Source organism: Planococcus sp. S3-L1 (assembly GCF_030063085.1).
Lineage (GTDB): Bacteria > Bacillota > Bacilli > Bacillales_A > Planococcaceae > Planococcus > Planococcus kocurii.
Window position 1 is genome coordinate 1 of sequence record NZ_JASISN010000008.1, and the last position, 20,633, is coordinate 20,633.

Annotated in this window: 18 protein-coding genes; 9 read left to right on the top strand and 9 right to left on the bottom strand. The window is 39.4% G+C overall.

The window, feature by feature from the left end; translation table 11 throughout:
• The first annotated feature begins 409 nt into the window (after positions 1 to 409).
• From QMF37_RS09345 to QMF37_RS09360, 4 genes are read left to right on the top strand one after another with little or no spacing between them, the layout of a single operon-like run.
• The gene (locus QMF37_RS09345; RefSeq protein WP_283478058.1) at positions 410 to 2,020 is read left to right on the top strand and encodes a diguanylate cyclase; all 1,611 of its coding nucleotides are present in this window, start codon (positions 410 to 412) and stop codon (positions 2,018 to 2,020) included.
• The gene (locus QMF37_RS09350) at positions 2,017 to 3,069 is read left to right on the top strand and encodes a HEAT repeat domain-containing protein (protein ID WP_283478060.1); all 1,053 of its coding nucleotides are present in this window, start codon (positions 2,017 to 2,019) and stop codon (positions 3,067 to 3,069) included. Before QMF37_RS09345 ends, QMF37_RS09350 begins: the two co-directional genes overlap by 4 nt.
• The gene (locus QMF37_RS09355) at positions 3,069 to 4,466 is read left to right on the top strand and encodes a glycosyltransferase family 2 protein (protein ID WP_283478062.1); all 1,398 of its coding nucleotides are present in this window, start codon (positions 3,069 to 3,071) and stop codon (positions 4,464 to 4,466) included. The genes QMF37_RS09350 and QMF37_RS09355 overlap by 1 nt, the downstream gene beginning before the upstream one ends.
• A 19-nt stretch (positions 4,467 to 4,485) precedes the next feature.
• On the top strand, positions 4,486 to 4,842 hold the full coding sequence (locus tag QMF37_RS09360; protein ID WP_071152769.1) for a response regulator transcription factor: 357 nt from the start codon (positions 4,486 to 4,488) through the stop codon (positions 4,840 to 4,842).
• Between the two features lie 165 nt (positions 4,843 to 5,007).
• Here QMF37_RS09360 and QMF37_RS09365 read toward each other — a convergent pair whose 3' ends face one another.
• Entirely contained in the window at positions 5,008 to 7,866 is a 2,859-nt protein-coding gene (locus QMF37_RS09365) for an ATP-binding protein (RefSeq protein ID WP_071152770.1), read from the bottom strand.
• 358 nt (positions 7,867 to 8,224) lie between these two features.
• On the opposite strand from QMF37_RS09365, the gene QMF37_RS09370 reads away from it, so the two are divergent.
• Positions 8,225 to 8,701 (top strand): nucleoside deaminase, encoded by a 477-nt coding sequence (locus QMF37_RS09370; RefSeq protein WP_177167549.1) that lies wholly within the window; start codon positions 8,225 to 8,227, stop codon positions 8,699 to 8,701.
• A 112-nt stretch (positions 8,702 to 8,813) separates the two neighbouring features.
• Here QMF37_RS09370 and QMF37_RS09375 read toward each other — a convergent pair whose 3' ends face one another.
• Both QMF37_RS09375 and QMF37_RS09380 read right to left on the bottom strand, forming a co-directional pair.
• Positions 8,814 to 9,833 carry a stage II sporulation protein P gene (locus QMF37_RS09375; protein ID WP_245830220.1) on the bottom strand — a complete coding sequence of 340 codons (1,020 nt, stop codon included), beginning with the start codon at positions 9,831 to 9,833 and terminating at the stop codon, positions 8,814 to 8,816.
• A 153-nt stretch (positions 9,834 to 9,986) separates the two neighbouring features.
• Entirely contained in the window at positions 9,987 to 12,050 is a 2,064-nt protein-coding gene (locus QMF37_RS09380) for a heavy metal translocating P-type ATPase (protein WP_078080766.1), read from the bottom strand.
• A gap of 502 nt (positions 12,051 to 12,552) precedes the next feature.
• Here QMF37_RS09380 and QMF37_RS09385 point away from each other — a divergent pair.
• On the top strand, positions 12,553 to 14,031 hold the full coding sequence (locus QMF37_RS09385; protein WP_071152773.1) for a multicopper oxidase family protein: 1,479 nt from the start codon (positions 12,553 to 12,555) through the stop codon (positions 14,029 to 14,031).
• Between the two features lie 133 nt (positions 14,032 to 14,164).
• Here QMF37_RS09385 and QMF37_RS09390 read toward each other — a convergent pair whose 3' ends face one another.
• Positions 14,165 to 14,596, bottom strand: coding sequence for an Lrp/AsnC family transcriptional regulator (locus QMF37_RS09390; protein WP_058386820.1), 432 nt, complete (start codon positions 14,594 to 14,596; stop codon positions 14,165 to 14,167).
• Positions 14,597 to 14,754: 158 nt separating this feature from the next.
• On the opposite strand from QMF37_RS09390, the gene QMF37_RS09395 reads away from it, so the two are divergent.
• The 3 genes from QMF37_RS09395 to QMF37_RS09405 all read left to right on the top strand — a co-directional run bounded on the left by QMF37_RS09395 (position 14,755) and on the right by QMF37_RS09405 (position 17,229).
• Entirely contained in the window at positions 14,755 to 15,351 is a 597-nt protein-coding gene (locus QMF37_RS09395) for a beta-class carbonic anhydrase (RefSeq protein ID WP_071152774.1), read from the top strand.
• Positions 15,352 to 15,478: 127 nt separating this feature from the next.
• Positions 15,479 to 15,922, top strand: coding sequence for a cyanase (gene cynS, locus QMF37_RS09400; RefSeq protein ID WP_071152775.1), 444 nt, complete (start codon positions 15,479 to 15,481; stop codon positions 15,920 to 15,922).
• Between the two features lie 104 nt (positions 15,923 to 16,026).
• Positions 16,027 to 17,229, top strand: coding sequence for an MFS transporter (locus QMF37_RS09405; protein WP_071152776.1), 1,203 nt, complete (start codon positions 16,027 to 16,029; stop codon positions 17,227 to 17,229).
• A 129-nt stretch (positions 17,230 to 17,358) separates the two neighbouring features.
• Here the strand turns inward: QMF37_RS09405 and QMF37_RS09410 are convergent, their stop codons facing one another.
• From QMF37_RS09410 to QMF37_RS09430, 5 genes are all read right to left on the bottom strand, one after another.
• On the bottom strand, positions 17,359 to 17,592 hold the full coding sequence (locus tag QMF37_RS09410) for a hexameric tyrosine-coordinated heme protein (protein WP_071152777.1): 234 nt from the start codon (positions 17,590 to 17,592) through the stop codon (positions 17,359 to 17,361).
• A 182-nt stretch (positions 17,593 to 17,774) separates the two neighbouring features.
• Entirely contained in the window at positions 17,775 to 17,981 is a 207-nt protein-coding gene (locus QMF37_RS09415; protein WP_071152778.1) for a hypothetical protein, read from the bottom strand.
• Between the two features lie 93 nt (positions 17,982 to 18,074).
• Positions 18,075 to 18,500 (bottom strand): DUF4064 domain-containing protein, encoded by a 426-nt coding sequence (locus QMF37_RS09420; RefSeq protein WP_071152779.1) that lies wholly within the window; start codon positions 18,498 to 18,500, stop codon positions 18,075 to 18,077.
• Between the two features lie 33 nt (positions 18,501 to 18,533).
• Complete coding sequence (locus QMF37_RS09425; protein ID WP_071152780.1) at positions 18,534 to 19,490, bottom strand: ABC transporter permease; 957 nt, start codon at positions 19,488 to 19,490, stop codon at positions 18,534 to 18,536.
• Entirely contained in the window at positions 19,483 to 20,403 is a 921-nt protein-coding gene (locus QMF37_RS09430) for an ABC transporter ATP-binding protein (protein WP_058384093.1), read from the bottom strand. The genes QMF37_RS09425 and QMF37_RS09430 overlap by 8 nt, the downstream gene beginning before the upstream one ends.
• Positions 20,404 to 20,633 lie beyond the last annotated feature (230 nt).

The window sequence follows — 20,633 nt, forward strand, 5'->3', positions numbered from 1 at the left end:
GCAACGCTAGGCTAAGTGGTAGGGCTAACAGTAATTTGTTTAATTTCATAATAAAATCGCTCCCTTTTTCTTGTTTTTTTTTTCGTTATACAGACATAACGCAAAGGGCATTTGTTTAGATCACTTTTTTTAAAAAAAGATGAATTAGTTAATTCTGTGTAATAGAGAGTCCTTTTAATTTGTACAATATAAACTATCTTCAGAATGTTTATACCCGTGTGATCCCTTGGTAATGAATAAAAAACTAGTAAACGCAATGCATATAGTTGCTACTCTTTTAAAACAGAAAAGTACCACTCTCACTACTCATAAGCATCATGACATATTCTGGTTACACATCACTACATAAAAGGAATTTATATAGTATAGTGGAAGTATCTAGTTATTTTTTAAAAGAAGGTGAATGGTAATGGCACCAACAAATTATAAAGTTTTGCTTTCTGATAGAGTGGAGCAAGATTTTTCAAAATGGTTTAAGCAAAAAGAAATTCAAGAGTGCGAAGTTTATCGTTTTTTGCATACGATGAAAGGTACTGCAGGAACCATTGGGCTTATGGAGCTATCTGACTTTTGTGGAACACAACTCGAGCATTTTTCAGAAGACAGCATCCGTTTACTGCCCGTTGATTCATTAGAAGAATTCATGTTGACCTTAAAAAGTTTTTTTGTAGTAGAGGACTTTTCTCCAAACGTAGAAGTAATTGTAGATTTAGAAGAACACGCGCTTACTAAAAAATCGTTGGTGTTAGTTATTGATTCTGATCCAGAATTTGCATCGCATATAAAAGAATCATTGGAAGAACAAGGAGTTCCTGTCGTGATTGCACTTGATGGTAAAAAAGGAATGGAGTTCTTTTATACCCTTCAACCGCAAATGATCCTAGTTGACTCAAACTTACCAGACGCAGATGGCTTTAAATTGGTCACTCAAATTCACCACGCTGCTCAAAGCCGTTCCCTTCCCATTGCCGTCGTCAGTGAGGACAATCACGTGGATAACCAAGTTCGAGCAATGGAAATAGGTGCAACAGATTTTCTTCCTAAGCCTTTGAATATGGCTATTTTTGTGCCTTATGTGATGAACCGGCTGCGTAATCAAGAACTGATCTTACAAGAAACACTTTTTGATGAGTTAACTGGAGCCGGAAATAGACGGTACTTTAATGATGTATTGGTACAAATGACGAATTCATCAGAAAGAACAAAAAATATCTTCACTCTTGTTTTATTTGATTTGGATCATTTTAAAAAAGTAAATGACAGTTACGGTCATCCTGTAGGCGATGAAGTTCTGCGGACATTCGGTCAGCTTTTCCTAAAAATGAAAAGACAATCAGATTATTTCTTTAGATACGGCGGAGAAGAGTTTGCTTTGATTCTTCCAGATACAAAGGCACTAGATGCCAAAGTTTTAGTAGAACGAATTCGCATAGCCTTCGCGAATATGGCTTTTCCAAATGACACACATGAAACATTTCATGTTACATTTTCTGCTGGAATTAGTCAGTACCGACTAAAACAAGATACTTTAGTGAGTACGGCAGACCAAGCTTTGTATCAAGCTAAAAAGAATGGCCGAAATCAAACGATGATTTATGAAATGGCTACTGACGAATTAAGACGCCACCTCAATATCATTATTATCGACGATGATTCGCTCGTACGTAGACTGGTTTCAAAACAATTCTCTACTTGGAAGCCAGATGATTTTGACCTCTACATAAAGGAATTTGCGGATGGTGTTAGTTTTGTTGAATCAGAATGGTACACACCGGATGAAAATTATATGATTTTACTTGATGGCGTCATGCCGAAGATGGACGGATTGGAAGTATTAAATCATGTGCGAAGTCAGTACCCTAACGAAAATATTGTCATTTCCATGTTGACGTCACGTACAAATGAATCGGATATCGTTCTCGCTTTGAAGAGTGGTGCAGATGACTATATCGTTAAGCCATTTTATGCACAGGAAATTGTGGCACGTGTTCAACGCCTAACGATGAGGATGTTCAATTGACTATATACTATCTATGGATTGTCGTTACTGCACTGTTTCTCAGCCAACTTGTTCTTCTGTTCATTTTAGCTTGGCGAAAAAAGCGATTGATGGAAAAAGAACAAGCTATCCGCAAACAATATGAAGCCTTAACAGATTCATTTAGTACCTATATGCTAGACCCTTCTGATGAAAAGTTTAGTCAAGAACTACGCAGCAGTTCCTATAAGGAAGTAGTTCTTGAACACTTATTAAACGGTTATGTTTCTGTTACAAAAGGCAGTAGCACATCTCCCCTTGTCGCAAAACTTTCAGAAGATTTTTTGACCGAACGTTATACGAAGCAACTCGAGCGTAAGAGCTGGGCTATTCGCATGAATACATTGTATTTTATCGAAGATTTTCATATGCAATCCCTCTCCCCACTGCTTAAAGAAAAACTTCACAAATCGGTTCGATTGGATCAAGAAACGCAACAACTTATTCGAACCTTAGCCTCGTTAAACGAGTCGGAAACTGTTTCTGCGTTAGCAAAATATCCCGATGCACCTGTTCGCTTGTACATTGACGTATTCAAGCGAATGGAATTGAGTACGCAAGAAAGAGCATTGCATGCTGCTCTACAAGCTGATCATGCGAATAAAACATTGAAATATGCTGCGATTTCTTATATCGGAATGGCTGGATTAACAGCATTTCTCCCTCTGATTGAGAAAGAATTGCACAGTCAAGATAGCGAAATACGAATTCAAGTTTTAAAGTCAATTTTACGTTTACAATATATAACGACACCAAGCTCATTAATGCCATTTTTTCACTCTACATCTTGGCAAGAGCGCATGTTCGCTTCTCGAATTGCGGGAAGACTTCAGCTATCCCGCTTTAAAGAAATACTTGGTGAACTACTTGGCGATTCAATTTGGTGGGTACGTTATTCATCAGCTGAAGCTTTGACACAGTTTTCAGATGGGGATATTTTACTCACCCATTTAGCTATTAACCATCCCGATCGCTTTGCTCGAGACATGGCAGCTCAGTGGGAAACATTCCTTTTAGGAAGTGAAACGTAATGCACACGTTTTTTGAAATTTTATCCTATGTAATTATTTTTTACATGATTTTTTCAAGCTTGAGTTATGTAGGTCTTTTCATGCTCGCATTCGGAAAAGTAAAAAAAGAGAGCAAGCTAGACCGTAGAGAGTCAACCGAAGACATCTTAAAAAATCCGTATACGTACCCCGTTTCTATACTGGTTCCCGCTTACAATGAAGAGGTAGGTGTCGTTAGCACAGTACGTTCGTTGTTAGCACTCGAATATCCCGAAAAAGAAGTTATTGTAATTGACGATGGTTCGAAAGATTCTACCTCTGAACGAATGATTCAAGAGTTTAACATGGTTCAAATCCCTTTTGCTGTTCGTACACATATACAAACAGCAAAAATCGATTCAATCTATCAATCTTCTATATTCCCTTATATCCGCCTGATTAAGAAAGCCAATGGCGGAAAAGCAGATGCTCTAAATGCCGGTATTAACTTGTCCTCTTATTCCTATTTTTGTGCGATTGACGGCGATTCCATTTTAGAAAATGATGGACTGCTTAAAACGATGAAACCCATTATCGAGTCGGATGGACAAGTTATTGTAACCGGCGGATCGGTGCGGATTGCAAATGGTTCCACCATTTCGAGAAGTAAAGTAGAAATTATTGATCTTCCAAAGCATCCTGTTGTGCTTATGCAAATTATTGAGTACTTCCGCGCATTCTTAATCGGTAGACTAGCTTTGAGCCATTTGAACATTTTACTCATCGTCTCTGGCGCTTTTGGCGTATTTAACAAAGAACGAGTTATACAAGCCGGCGGATACAACAAAAACACAGTCGGTGAGGACATGGAACTGGTTGTCAGGCTGCACCGACTTTTACGAGAAGAAAAATCCAAACAGCGCATTGAATACGTTCCCGATCCAGTTTGTTGGACCGAAGCCCCGGAGTCACTTGAAGTTCTTAGATCTCAAAGAGTGCGATGGCAACGCGGATTATTCGAAACTTTATGGACGCATAAAAAAATGATGTTCAATCCTAAATATGGCGCAGTTGGATTGGTATCAATGCCTTATTTTCTTTTCGTTGAACTTCTCGGCGCAGTCTTTGAATTTTTTGGTTATTTCATTATTGTTGGTGGCCTTTTCTTTTCTTTGGTCGATCCACAAATTGCCGGCATTCTGTTCTTAGTGACAGTTTTATATGGCTCTCTTATTTCGGCATTAGCTGTCTTATTAGAAGAATTAACACTCCACAAATACCCAAAAACGTCTCATTTAGTACGCCTATATTTCTGGGCATTAACAGAAGCTTTTTGGTACCGCCCGCTAATGGTGTTGTGGAGAATTCAAGGCATTTTTGCCACTTTCCGCAAACAAGCGCATTGGGGCGATATGAAACGCAAAGGAATTTCGTCTTAATTTTAGGAGGTAAGCTTAGTTGAAAAAAATATTAGTAGCAGATGATGAAGACATTTTGCGCATCCTCATTACGGATACACTCGAAGATGACTTTGATGTTGAAGAAGCAGAAGATGGCAAAGAAGCGCTTCAAAAAATTAGAGACAACGATTACGATTTGATTGTTCTTGATTATATGATGCCTTACTTAACAGGCCTCGAAGTATTAGAAGCAGTAAGAAACGATCATAACACCACCAAAGTGCTGATGCTGACGGCCAAAGCACAAGATGCGGACCGGGAAAACGCGATAGCAAAAGGAGCGGATTATTTTATGTCCAAACCATTTAGCCCGATGGAACTGCTCACACTTGTCGAGAACATATTAGCTTCATAAGAAAAAACGAACAGATCCTTTGAGGACCTGTTCGTTTTTTTGTGAAATTACTTTTTAAAATTTCGAACCAAATAGAAAATTCTACCTGGTTGCTTAGCGCCGGCGCATCCACGTAAGCGAAGCGGTATCAAAAAATCGGTTTCTTTCGTACAACCTGCACACTCGCTATTCGTTATCAATATAATCTTTTCTAGCGTAAAAAATAACGCCGTCTTCATCTTGACCAGCCAATAGCTTTTTCATTACTTTTGATAAGTTAATTGGCGCGTATGGTTTTGTTAAGTAATGGCTAATTTTATTGATTTTCTTGGCATCAGAAGAAGGATCTAGCGCAGAGGAAATGACGATTGGGATGTTTTTGGTTAAATCATCCGCTTTCATCATGTCGACAAGGTCCCAGCCATCCATTTCTTCACCGAGCATAATATCGATAACTGCTCCTACTAGCGGTGTGCGTTTTGCTTCTTCAAAGGCGGCTTTTGGACAAGTATGGTAAATCACTTTAAATCCGTTGACCTTTAGTTCTTCAGAAAGTAAGAGCGTCAGACTCATATCATCTTCTACGATCATCACTGGCGGATTTTCTTCTGCGCCTTCGTGAGTCGCGTGTCCTTGCAGTTTAGAAACGAGCGGCAACTCAAAATGAATGACTGATCCTATTCCTTCTTGCGATTCTATCCAAATTTTTCCGTCGTGTTGAAGGATAATTTCCTGACAAATTGCGAGACCCAGACCAGTTCCACCGATTTTTCGGCGTGAGCTGTTATCAATACGCTGGAATTTAGAAAATAGTTTTGGAATATCATCAGGTGGAATACCGATTCCTTCATCTTCTATCGATACACGCAAGTTGTTCGCATCGTTTTTGATAGAAATGGTCACTTTCCCACCAAGTGGTGAAAACTTAACAGCGTTGCCGATTAAATTCATCAACACCTGGGCAATACGCTCTTGATCTCCTTCAACAATCACGTCAGAAGCATCGTCCACAAAGACAATTGAATGATCTTTTTGCGTACGGAATTTCTCAGCAGTTTCGATGATGATTTCATTGAGTGAAATTTTGTCCATGCGATAGACTTGGTCTCCAGACTCCATTCGTTGCAAGTCCAAAAAGTCATTAATAAGGTTAGTTAAACGTTTCGCTTCTTTGTAAATGGTTTTTAAATAGCGTTCTTGTTTTTCTGGCTTGAGTTGCTTGTTAAGCAATAACTCGGTGAATCCGAGAACACTGGACAATGGTGTTCGAAGCTCATGGCTCACGGTACTGACAAGCTCAGATTTCATTTTATCCACTTCATGTTCTCGCGTAATGTCTCGGTGGACAAAAATAGTACCGGTTTTTTCATTTTCTACAATGACCGGTGTACTGTAAACATCGATCACGCGCTCATACGGTTCTTTTACAGTGTACTGGAATGTATTGGCTTCTCGGTCTGTTTCGCGAATGCAGTTAGTTAAAAACGTAAACATCGATTCAGAATCAGTGGTCTGATCAGACATGCCCTTAATCCATATGTCTTGAGTAATCGAAGTATCCAGTGGTGCCTCGCCACAATTTAGCATTGTACACATGGTGTCGTTGCGCTGCACCATGTCTCCATTTTTCGAAATAAATTGAATGCCTTCGTTTATATTATTGATAATTCGTTCATTTAGCGTCCGCTCATGGATGGCCGCATCGTAAAGTTGAATGCGATCAATCGCTAAGTGAATGCGGTTTAACAATCCACTAATATCTTGTTCTTCTTCAGTTGAAAAAGTTCTGCCTACTCGCGATAAGCCAATTAACGCAATATGATCATTTTCTTCGTTTTTCACTGAAGCATATAGATCATGGATATATACAGTATCAGCAGTAAATCCTTTTTCTTGCTGCGCTTCTCTTTTTACAGTAAACGATTGGCGATCTTTCAATCTAGCTTTCAAATAATTGATTCGTTCTTCTTGAAATTGCTTGAACATGGTAGCTGTAAATCCTTTTAACGTATACTCACCAGTTTTAGGCAACCACAGTACTCCCGTATCAACTTCATACGTATCATTAAAATATTCGAGCGTTGCATTGATCAACTTCTGTTTATCCAACGTAAAAGACAAAATATGATTTAGCTCATTAAATCGAATCAACCGTTCTTTCGTTTTCTCGGTTTCTTTTAAAGATGCCCCGAGCTTCGTTTGTTTTTCTTGTAATTCTGTCTCGTTTAAAAGCAACACTTGGTTTTGAGAAGTTAACTCTTCTTGGTTTTTTTGAATGGTGTTGATCATTTCATGGAAAGTCTTAGACAAAACACCAAGTTCATCTGAGCGTTCGAGTGGTTTGTAAGCTACTTCCTCTCCTTGCACAAATCCTTCAATTGATTTTTGCATTCCTTCGATAGGCTTCACAATATCGTTTAAAGCTCTTAAAATAATAAAAACAATGACGATAAATAAAAGAACAAACAAAAGAATTAAGACAAACGAAAAAGTTTCTGCTTCTTTGAGCATATCTTCGTTTAATTTATTCAATGTATTTTCATTAGCCGCTTGATATTCCTCAGAAAATGCTACAAATTCATTTACTGCAGTGTTCGTACCGCCTTGAGATAACTTCCGTAATTCTTCGTAATCATTATTCCGAACAGCAGCAACTGCAGCAGGAAAGATTACTTCTTCGAATGTGCCAACAAAATCACTTAACTCAACAAGCCGCTCTTTTTCTTGTCGCGTAATTGATAGCTCATTCATGTCAACGATTGATTTTTTTAAATCCTTTAGCTCTGTATATGACATAATCAATTCTTGTTCGTTTTGAAAAGCATAAAATCCTCTAGTTCGGAAAAATAATTGATTTAATGAATGCACAAGACTTCTAAGTGTTTCTTGTTTTTCTGTGAGTTCTGTAAATTCGTCTAGTTTTTCTTGTTGTTGGTTGTTCATATAGAAGTTAATCCCAATAATTAGTAAGCAACAAACAAGGACAGATGAAAATGTTAACCGCAAATATTTATACCTAATCCCTTTTTCAAATGAATTCTTCATGCACTTCCTCCTTGATGTCTATAGACTTTCTGTTTCGACAAACAGCTTTTACTTGCAGCTATTATCGCTTACATGCACTTAAGTTGTTGCAGGTACTTTCACACTCATGAAATTGCCACTCATAAAGTCGATTCAATAGCCAATTTTTTCAAAATTAAACCTTCATTAGTATATGTTTTTATCTTGCATTTACAGTATACGACATTAACATTTTAAAAAAACATTTTTTACTTTTTATATTTTAAGCTAGTAGTTAAAATCGAACAGCCCCTATTTTCTCAAAAGTTTAACGAACTAGAGAGTCGGGAATAGTTGATATATTGAAAAGAATGAAATTACTTTTGAGAGGATGGATAAATTGGATATTATTGAACGAGTCATTCAATTAGCCAATAACAATGTAGCAGAAGGCGGTAGACCTTTTTCATGTATCATTACGCGTGGGGATGAAATTATTGCTGAACGCGCAAACCAAGTGGCGCAAACAAATGACCCCACTGCACATGCAGAAACTCTTGCTATTCAAGACGCCTGTAAAAAGCTCGGAACTGAACATTTAACAGATTGCGAAATTTACATACTGGCCAGTCCGTGTCCAATGTGTTTAGGCGCGATGTATTATTGCAGCCCGCAAAAAGTCACTTACATCACAACTAGAGAAGAGTACAAAACCTATTACCGTGACGATCGAAAATATTTTGAGTTAGAAAATTTTTACGATGAGTTCTCAAAATCCACCGATGCGCGACGCCTTCCGATGACACAAGTTGATCATTCGGAAAGATTAGCCCCTTATAAACTGTGGAACGAAAAACATGGTACAAATAAAGCATAAAAAACAAACACCCCGGTCTAAGCACTTGTCAAAAGTGGTTAGACCGGGGTGTTTGTTAATTTGGACATTTGTTTTAGCTTCTGTAGAACTTATTTAGTTCCCAATTAACTTCTCACTTTTCTTCATGCCAATAATAATCGCTTAAAACATTAGCTAACGCTTCTACAGTTCGATGAAGTTCTGCTACTGTATTATCGACTCCGCCAATTTCAATAATAATCGCGTTGGGAGACAAGTTCTGATTGTAGACACCGTTCCCTTGGCTCTTATCTTTTTCAAGTGTTCCTTTAGATAATCCCGGATATTGAGTTTCAAGTTGTTGATGCAACTGTTTAGTAAATGTCAGGTTTTTTTCAAATTCTTTGTGGCCGGTGCCGACAACAAACAACAGGCGGGCATAATCTTGTTTATTTAGTTTTACAGTAGTCGAATCTTTACGCAAAGAATCACGGTGAATATCTAAGAAAATTTCTAAGTTGCGATTTTTCTGTTGAGCAGTTTTTACCTGTTCTCCGGATACAGAATAAGAACTGCCATAATCTAGCTCTCTTGTATTTAACTCCCGAACAATGTCAGTAGAATTGGCTATTGTTCCTATGCTTCTTCGTTCAAGAGCTTTTTCCAGCATCTCACCGACTAAAGTAATATTAATCTTGGAGTGATAAGCATCTTCTGGTTGACTTATCTTTTTAAAATATGGCAAAAAAGCTTCTCTACTGTGGGAATGATAGATGTAAATAACGTCTTTTCCAAAAGTTGAATGTCCCGTGTCTATCTGTTTTCCAGACATGACATCGTCAAATAAATTTTCGATATTCTGTGATGATTGTTCTTTTTCTTCAAATAGTGTTTTCATAGCAGGTTGAAATTCATCTCTCATTGGCTGCCCGACCTGTAAAATTGAGGTTTTATCAGGATTGAGCGCAGTGTCTGAAAGACCCGTTTCTCTACTTTTGTGTTGGAAGAGTTCCAAGTAGAAATTTTTAGAACCGGGCTCAACTGTTTCACTATTTTTGTAAGCATGTTGCTTTATATTGATGTAAATGAATGCCGAAGCGAGTATCAGTAAACCAGTCGCAAGCATAATTGCGAAATACAATAAGTTCGTTACTCCAGGTTTTTTCTTTTTCATTTTTTGAGTGTTCTTATGAATGCTCGGTGACATCGGTTGGCCTACTTTTCAGTTAAATTTCTGAGCGGGAAACTTTTATGCTAGTACTATTTAGTTGCCAGCTCTCCTAAGAACGACAATCGCACGGGTACAAAACTTTTTTACACAGCTCAGTTAGGCTTTTAGCAATTTCGCATTGATTGCGACAATAATCGTACTTAAACTCATAAGCACAGCACCAATCGCCGGACTCACCACAAGTCCCCATGGAGCGAGTACACCGGCAGCTAGCGGAATCGCAAAAATATTATATCCAGTAGCCCACCATAAATTCTGCACCAGTTTCCGGTAAGTCTTTTTTGATAAATCTATTAAGGCGACCACATCATTTGGATTGCTTCGAACAAGTATGACATCAGCCGTTTCCATGGCGACATCCGTGCCTGCACCAATGGCAATTCCAAGATTGGCTGTGGCAAGTGCCGGGGCATCGTTCACACCATCTCCAGTCATCGCTACTTTCCAGCCTTTTTCTTTAATCTTTTTGATTTGATTGGCTTTGTCATCCGGTAGCACTTCAGCATAAACTTCCTCAATTCCTAGTTGTTTCGCTACCCAGTCTGCCACTTTCTTATTATCTCCTGTCAACATAATCGAATGAATACCTTGTTCTTTCAAAGTTGCGACGGCTTCTTTAGCAGTTTCGCGGACCATATCAGCAAGCGCAATCATTCCAGCTAACTCGTCTTCCACCAAAACAAAAACCACCGTTTTGCCTTCTTCTGATAACTCATTAAATTGCTGTTGATCATAATTCAGCTTGTTATTATTAATGTAACGCGGACTGACCACATTCACTTTCTGGCCGTCCACTTGTCCTTGAATGCCTTTTCCAGTAATCGATTCAAAATCAGTTACTTTTCTTAGCTCAATTCCTTTATCTTTAGCAGACTGTACAATTCCTGTTGCAATTGGGTGTTCCGAATTTTGTTCGATGCTAGCAGCAAACTGCAAAACTTTCTCTTCTGTATATTCATTATTTGGCACAATATTGGTAATACCGAATTCCCCTTTTGTTAAGGTTCCTGTTTTATCAAAAACGATTGCATTTAAGTTGCGGGCATCTTCAAATCCAGTTCGATTGCGAATCAATAATCCTTTTTTCGCTGATATGGAGGTCGAAACAGCTACAACAAGTGGTGCCGCTAACCCTAACGCATGGGGACATGTTATAACCATAACTGTCACCATGCGTTCAACTGCGATGTCTACAGAGTAACCGAGCAGTAGCCAAACGGTAAAGGTAACAAGTCCTGCACCTATCGCCAGATAAAACAGCCATTTGGCTGCACGATTGGTTAAATCCTGCGTTCTGGATTTGGATTCCTGTGCTTCTTTGACCATTTTGATGACTTGCGATAAATAAGATTCCTCACCCGTTTTCTCTACTTCTATTGTCAAAGAGCCTTCCTTATTCACTGAACCCCCTATGACTCCATCACCTGCTGTTTTATCGATAGGTAAAGATTCTCCTGTCAGCATCGATTCATCTACCGTGGAGTTCCCTTCCATAATCAAGCCATCCACCGGAATTTTTTCACCGGGTTTGATTAATAACCAATCTTTGTTTTTAATTTCGGATAACGGCACATCGTGCACTTGTTTATGCTTGTCCAATTTATGTGCTTCGTTTGGCATCAATTGAATTAGCTGCTCGAGTGCATTGGATGCTCCCATAATCGAACGCATCTCAATCCAATGGCCGAGCAGCATAATGACGACCAAAGTTGCCAGTTCCCAAAACAACTGATTGCCATCCCAACCAAATACCACCATAGTGCTATAGCCGTAAGCAATCGTAATCGCTAGGGCGATCAACGTCATCATTCCTGGATTTTTATCTTTTAACTCGCTGATTCCACCTGTTAAAAATGGCCAGCCTCCGTAGAAAAAGACAATCGTTGATAACGCAAACAGAATATATAGATCATTGTCAAAACGCCAATCGACTCTCAAAAAATCTTGAATCATCGGTGACAACGCTAGTATGGGCAGCGTCAAAATTAATGAAATAAAAAAACGTTTTTTAAAATCTTCTACCATATTGCCGTGTTCTTGATGCCCATGATGATTACTGCCATGCTCTTCATGCATCTTTTCGGATTGGTCGTGAGAATGATTCTGCTCAGTTGAATGTGAATGATTTTGATGACTGTTGGGGCTTTGCTGTTTCTCCATTTAACTCTCTCCTCTTATCCTGAGAATAGCGTGACATTTAGTTTTCTTCGTTATTCTTGTGGCGATTTTTTCCAAGTCCCTTCCTCATCTGTTTAATTAATCGTTTAAATTCAGCTTATGAAAACGACCTAAACCTTAGCTTATTAAGAAGCCGGCCTTTTCAGTTCAATCAAGATAAAAAACAATAAATCAATTTTCAAAGATCGTTTGTTAAACATCGCAGCCTCTTTTTAACCAACCAGCTCAGTCGATCTGCAAACTACTCAAACGAATGGAAGGATTCCATTTTGCTAGAACAGTTGACTAGTCACTTTTACTTACCGAATCTTTCTTTTTCCAAGTAATTCAAGCTTACCTAAAAAGTTTTGATTTTTTGTGCAGATTTACAGCTTTGCCAAATATATTGTCTATATACAAAAAAACGCCATCATTCCTGCACTGGATATGCATAGTTATTGAGTAAAGTTAGTTTTGAAGAAGGCAAATGGAAGGAAGGAATAATATGCGAAAAATTACACTTGGCTCATTTGTTTTAAGTTTTATCTTAGTCGGTTGCAGCAACATGTCCTCACAAAATACGCCTATGAATAATGAACATATGGGCGGTAACACAGATTCTCAGCAAGACATGGGTGGCATGATGCACGGCAATGTGCCTCTACTTGAATCTTCTAAAGGTTTAAAGGCACTGGCGATTCCGCCAATTTTGGAAAAACAACAAGGTCAAGATTATGATTACGAAGTCATTGCTCAAAAAGGAAACACTGAGTTTTTCGATGGCGTCTCGACTGATACGTATGGCTATAACGGTGATTTACTTGGTCCCACACTTAAGATTGAAGAAGGCGAAAGTGTCGATGTTAAAATCACCAACAATCTAGATGAACCGACTACATTTCACTGGCACGGTCTTGAAGTTCGTGGGGAAATAGATGGAGGTCCACACGGTGGAATCCAGCCCGGTGACAGCCAAATCGTCACACTAGAAGCTGATCAGCCAGCTGCCACGCTATGGTATCATCCACATATTGACGGCTCGACAGCTGAACAAGTATTCAAGGGCCTCTCGGGAATGTTGCTTATTGATGAGAAACCTAGCTCTGCCTCACAACTTCCTACTGAGTATGGAGTTGATGACATTCCGCTTATTTTCCAAGATCGTTTGTTCGATGACAACAAACAACTAAACTACAACAAGCTCATGAACGATGATGGAACTTTAGGTACTGTTTCCATCATCAACGGAACGATTCATCCAAAACTTACTGTTACGAAACCCGTCATGCGTTTTCGTCTACTGAACGGAGCCAATGCACGAAACTATACATTCCGCTTGAGCAATGGTGATCGCTTTACCCAAATCGCTTCAGATGGTGGGCTACTAGACGAGCCTGTTGAAACCAAATCGCTGACACTCGCCGCTTCAGAACGCGCTGAAATTTTGATTGATTTCTCCAAGCTCACTGACGAAGAGTCTCTTTCCCTCATCAATGATGAGGGGATAGAATTACTGCCCTTTGATGTGGCTCTCGACGATTCTCCAGCTAGTTCGCCTGAGATGTGGACAGCTGATGAGCCGTTCTTAACCGCACAGGAAAAAGCACGCCCTGTCTCGAAAGATATTGAGCTGTTCGGCATGATGGACATGGTTACGATTAATGGTAAGAAATTTGATCCAAATCGAATCGACTTGCGCCAAGAACAAGGCGTTACGGAAGTATGGGAAGTTTACAACAAACCCGACATGATGGGCGGAATGATTCACCCCTTCCATATCCACGGCACTCAATTCAAGATTATCTCGCGCGATGGCAAGGAGCCAGAACCGAACGAACAGGGCTTAAAAGACAGTGTGCTAGTCAACCCTGGCGAAAAAGTAAAATTACTTGTGACGTTCCCAGAAGAAGGCATTTTCATGTTCCATTGCCACATTTTAGAACACGAAGATAACGGCATGATGGGACAAATCGAAGTGTTTTAATATGTAAAAAGGCAGCTAGCGAATTTCGCTAGCTGCCTTTTCAGACTGTCCAGAAAGTATAGGTTACTACTGAATGATTCATTTTCATATTAGCAAAATAAAAATACACAAACAGTGGAAAATCTTGACCCCGTCACTTAATTTTACCTATTGATAAGTTAATACGATAATTTCCGTATGTTAAAAGACGTTCGAGGAACATCTCCAGCTCTTCATTCGAACCAAAATGCCCAGTCAATAAATAACAGCCATCTCCGCTCGTACGGTGCGCTTCAGAGATGGCCTCTTGTGCTTTAAAAAAGTCATGAAAGGTTTTGTGATCCGTCGTTTCGACGAAGAACGTGATAAATGCTGTGATCGGCTGTATTAGCTTTACGCGATTTATGGCGATTGTGTACTGTTCAATAATCCCCATATCTTCCAACCTTCGAATCCGATTTCCCACAGCTTGCCCAGTCATGTGTACTTTTTGTCCAATTTCTTTCCACTGTATTCTGGAGTTTTCTTTTAATAATGCCAGTATCTCAAAATCTATGTGATCAATGATAATTCCCAACCCTTTCATCATGAAAGTTGAACGTCCAAAAGCGATTCGCCAACTTATTCTTCTTTTGTCTACGACTATCTATACTTGGTTTATATCCTGTTTCACTAATTGTTTAGCCATATACATTTAGTTCGTTCCTAAAGAAATAAGATATAAACCAAAAGGAGGTTATATGAATGTTACTACAGGAAATTTTAGAGCACAATGACCAGTTCGTAGCAAAAAAAGAATACGTACCTTATGAAACTACTAAAATGCCACAAAAGCGAATGGTTGTCGTGTCATGCATGGACGCTCGTTTAATTGAGTTGCTTCCAAAAGCGTTAGATATACACAATGGGGATGCAAAGATTATTAAAAATGCAGGCGGAACTATTAGCCATGCGTTCGGCAGCATGATGCGCAGTATTGTTACTTCAGTATACGAACTGAATGCTGAAGAGATTTACATTATTGGACATCATGGATGCGGCATGAGCCAAAGCAATCCACAAGGAACACTGCAAAAGATGGTCGATCGCGGTGTGACTTCTCCGATGGTTCTTTCTGCTATCGAATATGCGGGTGTTGACCTGCACAAATGGTTGTTCGGATTTGATGACGTCGTTGACTCCATAACTGCGAACACCGAATTAGTTCGAAACCATCCACTCATTCCTAAAGATATTCCCGTACACGGTCTTGTTATTGACCCGCAGACAGGCAAACTGGATGTCATCGTTGATGGATACAAAGATTTAGCAAGATCTGTTGAATTGGAGCAATCACTCTAGAAAGACGTTTTGTTGTCAGTGTCTTATACTAAAAATCGGTAAAATACAGTGCACACTAGAGGAGATGCTCAGGAGCATCCGTTCCACTTATATCAAAATAAATGAAATGAAAAGGGAGTTTTTATAAATGAATAGAAAAGAAGCAACTCAAAAAATACTTGACGCTAAATTTGCAAAAGGATTAACATGGAACGAAATCGCTATGGAAAGTGAAAATGCTGAAAGTTGGATCGTCACTGCTTTATTAGGACAAGCTACAATGACTCGTCCAGAAGCTGAAAAAATAGGAACATTATTAGATCTTGATGAAGAAGTCGTACAAGCTTTGACGCAAATCCCATTCCGAGGCGACGCCATACAAATGCCCCCTACTGATCCAGGTCTATATCGGTTGTACGAAATGGTATTGGTATACGGTCCTACCATTAAAGAACTCATCCAAGAAAAATTTGGCGAAGGCATTATGAGTGCGATTGATTTTGAACTGGATATGCAGAAAAAAGAAGATCCAAAAGGAGATCGTGTCGTTTTAACATTGAATGGAAAGTTCTTACCTTATAGAAAGTGGTAATGAATTACTATAGTATGGAATAGAGCTAGTATAGTTTTTTTAACGCACGTTCGCATTAGAAAAAGCTATACAGCAAATAAATAGATAGATAGAGGAACCAGTATATGCTCAATAACATAAGCAAGCAAAAGTCTGTTCTAATTATCTTCGCTATTTTTGCGATATCTATCAATATGAGACCCGCCATCACATCAATTGGTCCCATGCTTGAAACGATTCGTGAGCAACTGACCTTGTCTAATGCACAAGTTAGTTTGTTGACGGCGGTTCCAGTTATTTGTATGGGTGTTTTTGCCACGATGGCTCCCGTATTAAACCGGAAATTCGGATTAAAACGGACGATTTATGCGATGCTCATTTTGATTGGACTCATGACTGCGTTACGAGGTTTTGTTTCCAGCTTTATCGTTTTAATCGGGACCGCATTAATTATTGGTATCGCGATTGCGGTAATTGGCCCCCTTCTTTCCGCGATGATTAAACAGTATTTCCCGGATCGCGCGGCAGCCGTCATTGGCGTTTACTCACTCGGTATGGGAGTAGGTTCTGCAGCTAGTGCCGGATTAACCGTTGTGTTTTTTGATAGAACCGGGTCCTACTTGTTGGCGCTTAGTAGCTGGTCTGTGCTGACACTTTTTGGTTTAGTTGCGTGGTTTTTCGCGATGAAAGGACCTATCGAAGTACGTCAACTCGATTCCGTTGTCGCGAAAGAGCATCAGAAAAAAATACGATCTCCGTGGAAAACACGGAAGGCCTGGCTATTTTTATTATTCTTCGGGTTACAGTCATCTGCGTTTTTCTCGATCATTACATGGCTCGCACCAATTGCGGTTGCGGCTGGAATGACCTTGCTGCAGGCAGGATTGTTGCTTAGCATTATGACGACCGTTCAACTGTTTTTGAACATCCTTCTGCCGTTGCTCATGGAGCGTTTTCCCGCCCGGAAGTTTTGGTTGTTGCTTATGCTAGTTGCAGGGACGCTCGCAGTCGCCTTGTTTTGGACAGGGATTCATCCACTCATGTGGACAGGTGCCTTTATTATGGGTATTCCGCTTGGCGGATTGTTCCCGATTGCCCTGCTGTTGCCACTAGATGAAACAAAGACAGCTGAAGAAGCTAGTTCCTGGACGGCCATGATGCAAACCGGTGGATTTATCATAGGTGGACTATTGCCACTTTTGATTGCAGTTGTTTACGACGTGACCGCAAATCATCAGTATACGTTCGGTATTATCTTGTCGCTATACGTGATGATGTTCATCTTGACGTTTATGATTGGCGATAAAAAAGTACGTGAAGATCACTAAAAAAAGCATAACCCCCACAAAGAAAATGATTCTTTGTGGGGGTTATGCTGTTCACATCGATTATTTCGTATTCGGCTAGTGCTGGAAAATCAGACTTTAATCGACGGTCGATCAATTTTTTACTAGTACTTACTCTTTCCAATAATCATTAGCTGCAGCTACTGTTTGAAAATTGATCGCCACCACTTGGGAAGCTAAAGTTAAACTATCTGCGTTATTTGCGTAGACTGGACGTAACTTTTTACGGATACTTTCATCTGGTTGCGTCATTCCTACAGCTTTACGTGCCAATTTCACTGCTAATTCGTACCCTTCCTCAGGTGTATCCGTCTTTAACGTTGGTAACCACGATTCTTGACTCATCTAAATCCCTCCCAAAAGTTTCTTCGTTCGATTTCTAACATATTCGGCTTACTGCTTCACCTACTGCTAAAATTTTCAAAATAAACGTGAACAACACTTATAAACGATTTAATATTAACATATTTTTCAGAAAACTTAAAAGAAATTCTAATACTAAGCTGCGCGTTTGCTTACTAACTGATTTAGTTACCTCCCTTTTGTTTTTTTCGATCGAGAATTAGCCAAATATAATAAGTAATCACTCCAATAATCACCAATAACGTCGAGATCAGCTGAAGCTCATTCGGTAAAAATAGATACAATAAGATGGCTCCGATGATTAACGGGATCATTGTAGCAAAATAGACGCGTACTCTGTTATTTTTAAAACTCATATCAAACCGATTCATAGTTTCCTCCCTCTTTTCACCAATTTCATTAAGTTAAAAAAGACAACCTGGAAGATACACTGATATCTTCCAGGTTGTCTTTTCAGTTCACACTTATTCTTCAATCACTTGCTTAGGCTTACGAACAAGAGCCATTACGCCCGCAATAAGATAAAAGAGTCCAGCCAAAATACCGGCTCCACTTGTCACAATTGCGACGATCACTGCGGTCGCAATAAAGATGATGCCAGCCACTACCGGCTTTTTGTTGCTTTTTAGGAAAACGATCGCAACAATCCCTAAAATCACGGCCACAACAGAAGCGATTGCGAACAACCAGCCGCCCGTCCCTAATGCATCTAGCATAACTTCCATGTCGCTCATACCAAGTTCAGGATTTTGTTCAATCGTTTCATTGAACACCTCTTCCATTAACCCTTTGTTGTTCTGAAGCCAAATCATAAACCCACCTAAAGCTGCGGTAAATACGTAACCCAAGGCACCGATAACGGCTAATACAATTTCTGCTGTTCGTTTCATCATCATCCTCCTAATGTTAATCCTATATTTGATTTATTGTCCTGCAATGTCCCGTTTAGTAAACGCAGTCCACGCTGCACCAATGAACACGGCGAAATAGACCAACAAAACGACAATCGAGAACGTTAGTGTCATGCCTTCAATCAGTGGCTCTGCACCGTCCATATATTGCTTTAAATTCGTATTGGCGAACAAAATGTACTTAGACCATCCGTACTGTGAGAGGAACGCAACAATCGCATTGCCCGCCATCATTAAGAAAATCGCTAAGCCAATTGCCATGCTACTGCTTCTAAAAATGGCAGAAATCATAAATGCGAAAGTTGCCATCATAACGAGTGTTATGAGACTCAATCCGTAATCTTGCACAATTTCACCTAACACGCCATTTTGACCAAAGCCACCCGCTTGTTGCTGCACGATAGAAGGATTCACCCCGTTAAGGCCGAATAGTATGGCTCCAACAACTAAAGAAGTGACAAGCAGGAAAACGAGCAACGTCAGTGCGAAAATTAACACCGAGGCATATTTGGAAAACAAAATCTTAGTGCGTGAAATCGGACGAATAAGCAATAGCTTTATCGTGCCCCATTTAAATTCATTTGAAATAATTCCTGCTGCGACAATAATAGTAAACAAGCTAATGACTGATGAAAGAAAACTATTTTCTAACACATATTCCCAGCCGTCATAAGGCTGCGGCTTAATATTGTTTTCTAGATAATAGTTGTTTTCTTCAATAATCACCGGATTGGAAAATTGCAGAAATTCATCTTCCTCCATTTCAGTCGCCAGCTGTGTATTTTCCGCCTGCACTTCTTCCTGCCAATTGTCTCCGTATTCTTTAAAATCAGTTTCAGGACCCATAAATTTGGTTATCAGTCCGCCGCCTATAACAATAAGTGCTAAAACAATAAACATAATCCATGTCGATTTTTGGGCATATAATTTGATTTGCTCGTTCCAGATTAAGTTCATAAAATTACTCAATGGTATTCTCTCCAATCAAGTCAAAAAATTTATCTTCTAACGTTGCTTGTAACACACGAACACCGTAAATATTAATTCCTTGTTCGATTAAACTCTTTAAAACAGCGGGAATTTCTTCGTGTTTAATGGATATGGACAGCTCTTTTGCCGTCACGCCAATTTTATTTGTGGTCTGCGTTTCCAAATAGATTTTAGCAGATTCAAGTGGCTCTGCTTCAATGAATACTTCTTTTAACGCTTCATCGTTTTGGACGCTCCGAACCGCTTCAATCGCAATCAATTCCCCATTTTTAATGACACCAATCCGGTCACACATCAATTCAATTTCTGTTAGTAAATGACTCGATACGATGACCGCGACATTTTCTTTTTCAGCTAAATTGCGGATGTATTTACGAATTTCTCGAATTCCAGAAGGATCGAGACCGTTAGTCGGCTCATCTAATATCAAAATCGACGGTCCGTGCAGCAATGCTTGTGCAATCCCTAGACGCTGGCGCATACCAAGTGAATACCTTCCTACTTTTTCATGAATCGCATGTTCCAACCCAACGAGTGAAATCACTTGTTTCATGCGATCTTCCGTAACGTCGTTAACCATTCGTGCATATTGCTTTAAGTTGTTCCAACCACTTAAAAATGGGTACATTTCGGGATTTTCGACAATTGCTCCAACATGTTGAATGGCTCCTTTAAAATCGGTTTTAATGCTTTTTCCTTCAATCAGCACATCACCTTCTGTAATATCGATTAAGCCGACCATCATGCGAATGGTTGTCGTCTTGCCCGCTCCGTTTGGCCCTAAAAATCCAAACACTTCTCCTGCTTGAATTTCAAAATCTAACCCTTTAATAATTGGCTTTTTCCCAATGGTCTTTTTTAAATTGACCAATTGCATTGCTGGTTTTGACATAAACTCGCCTCCATAAATTTTCTTCCCTTTACTTTACGAACCAAAAGAAGGAAAGTTCCTATAATTGGGAAATTAGATAAAAAAACAGCGAAGTAATTCTCTCTTGCGGCTCGCTGCTTTCTATAGGATTACAATTTTTTAGCGCGAATTTGCTTGAACTCGTCTGATTAAGGATATAGTAGCAGTACTAGATAATTTTTTCACCAGCTTTAGAAAACGTCTCGGTAGGC

What these genes read in the sequence shown, in the direction of transcription:
- QMF37_RS09345 (WP_283478058.1), top strand. Translation starts at nt 410, where the DNA reads ATGGCACCAACAAATTATAAAGTTTTGCTTTCTGATAGAGTGGAGCAA.
- QMF37_RS09365 (WP_071152770.1), bottom strand. Translation starts at nt 7,866, where the DNA reads ATGAAGAATTCATTTGAAAAAGGGATTAGGTATAAATATTTGCGGTTA.
- QMF37_RS09390 (WP_058386820.1), bottom strand. Translation starts at nt 14,596, where the DNA reads ATGAAAGGGTTGGGAATTATCATTGATCACATAGATTTTGAGATACTG.
- QMF37_RS09405 (WP_071152776.1), top strand. Translation starts at nt 16,027, where the DNA reads ATGCTCAATAACATAAGCAAGCAAAAGTCTGTTCTAATTATCTTCGCT.
- QMF37_RS09415 (WP_071152778.1), bottom strand. Translation starts at nt 17,981, where the DNA reads ATGAATCGGTTTGATATGAGTTTTAAAAATAACAGAGTACGCGTCTAT.
- QMF37_RS09395 (WP_071152774.1), top strand. Translation starts at nt 14,755, where the DNA reads ATGTTACTACAGGAAATTTTAGAGCACAATGACCAGTTCGTAGCAAAA.
- QMF37_RS09385 (WP_071152773.1), top strand. Translation starts at nt 12,553, where the DNA reads ATGCGAAAAATTACACTTGGCTCATTTGTTTTAAGTTTTATCTTAGTC.
- QMF37_RS09380 (WP_078080766.1), bottom strand. Translation starts at nt 12,050, where the DNA reads ATGGAGAAACAGCAAAGCCCCAACAGTCATCAAAATCATTCACATTCA.
- QMF37_RS09355 (WP_283478062.1), top strand. Translation starts at nt 3,069, where the DNA reads ATGCACACGTTTTTTGAAATTTTATCCTATGTAATTATTTTTTACATG.
- QMF37_RS09430 (WP_058384093.1), bottom strand. Translation starts at nt 20,403, where the DNA reads ATGTCAAAACCAGCAATGCAATTGGTCAATTTAAAAAAGACCATTGGG.
- cynS (WP_071152775.1), top strand. Translation starts at nt 15,479, where the DNA reads ATGAATAGAAAAGAAGCAACTCAAAAAATACTTGACGCTAAATTTGCA.
- QMF37_RS09420 (WP_071152779.1), bottom strand. Translation starts at nt 18,500, where the DNA reads ATGAAACGAACAGCAGAAATTGTATTAGCCGTTATCGGTGCCTTGGGT.
- QMF37_RS09375 (WP_245830220.1), bottom strand. Translation starts at nt 9,833, where the DNA reads ATGAAAAAGAAAAAACCTGGAGTAACGAACTTATTGTATTTCGCAATT.
- QMF37_RS09410 (WP_071152777.1), bottom strand. Translation starts at nt 17,592, where the DNA reads ATGAGTCAAGAATCGTGGTTACCAACGTTAAAGACGGATACACCTGAG.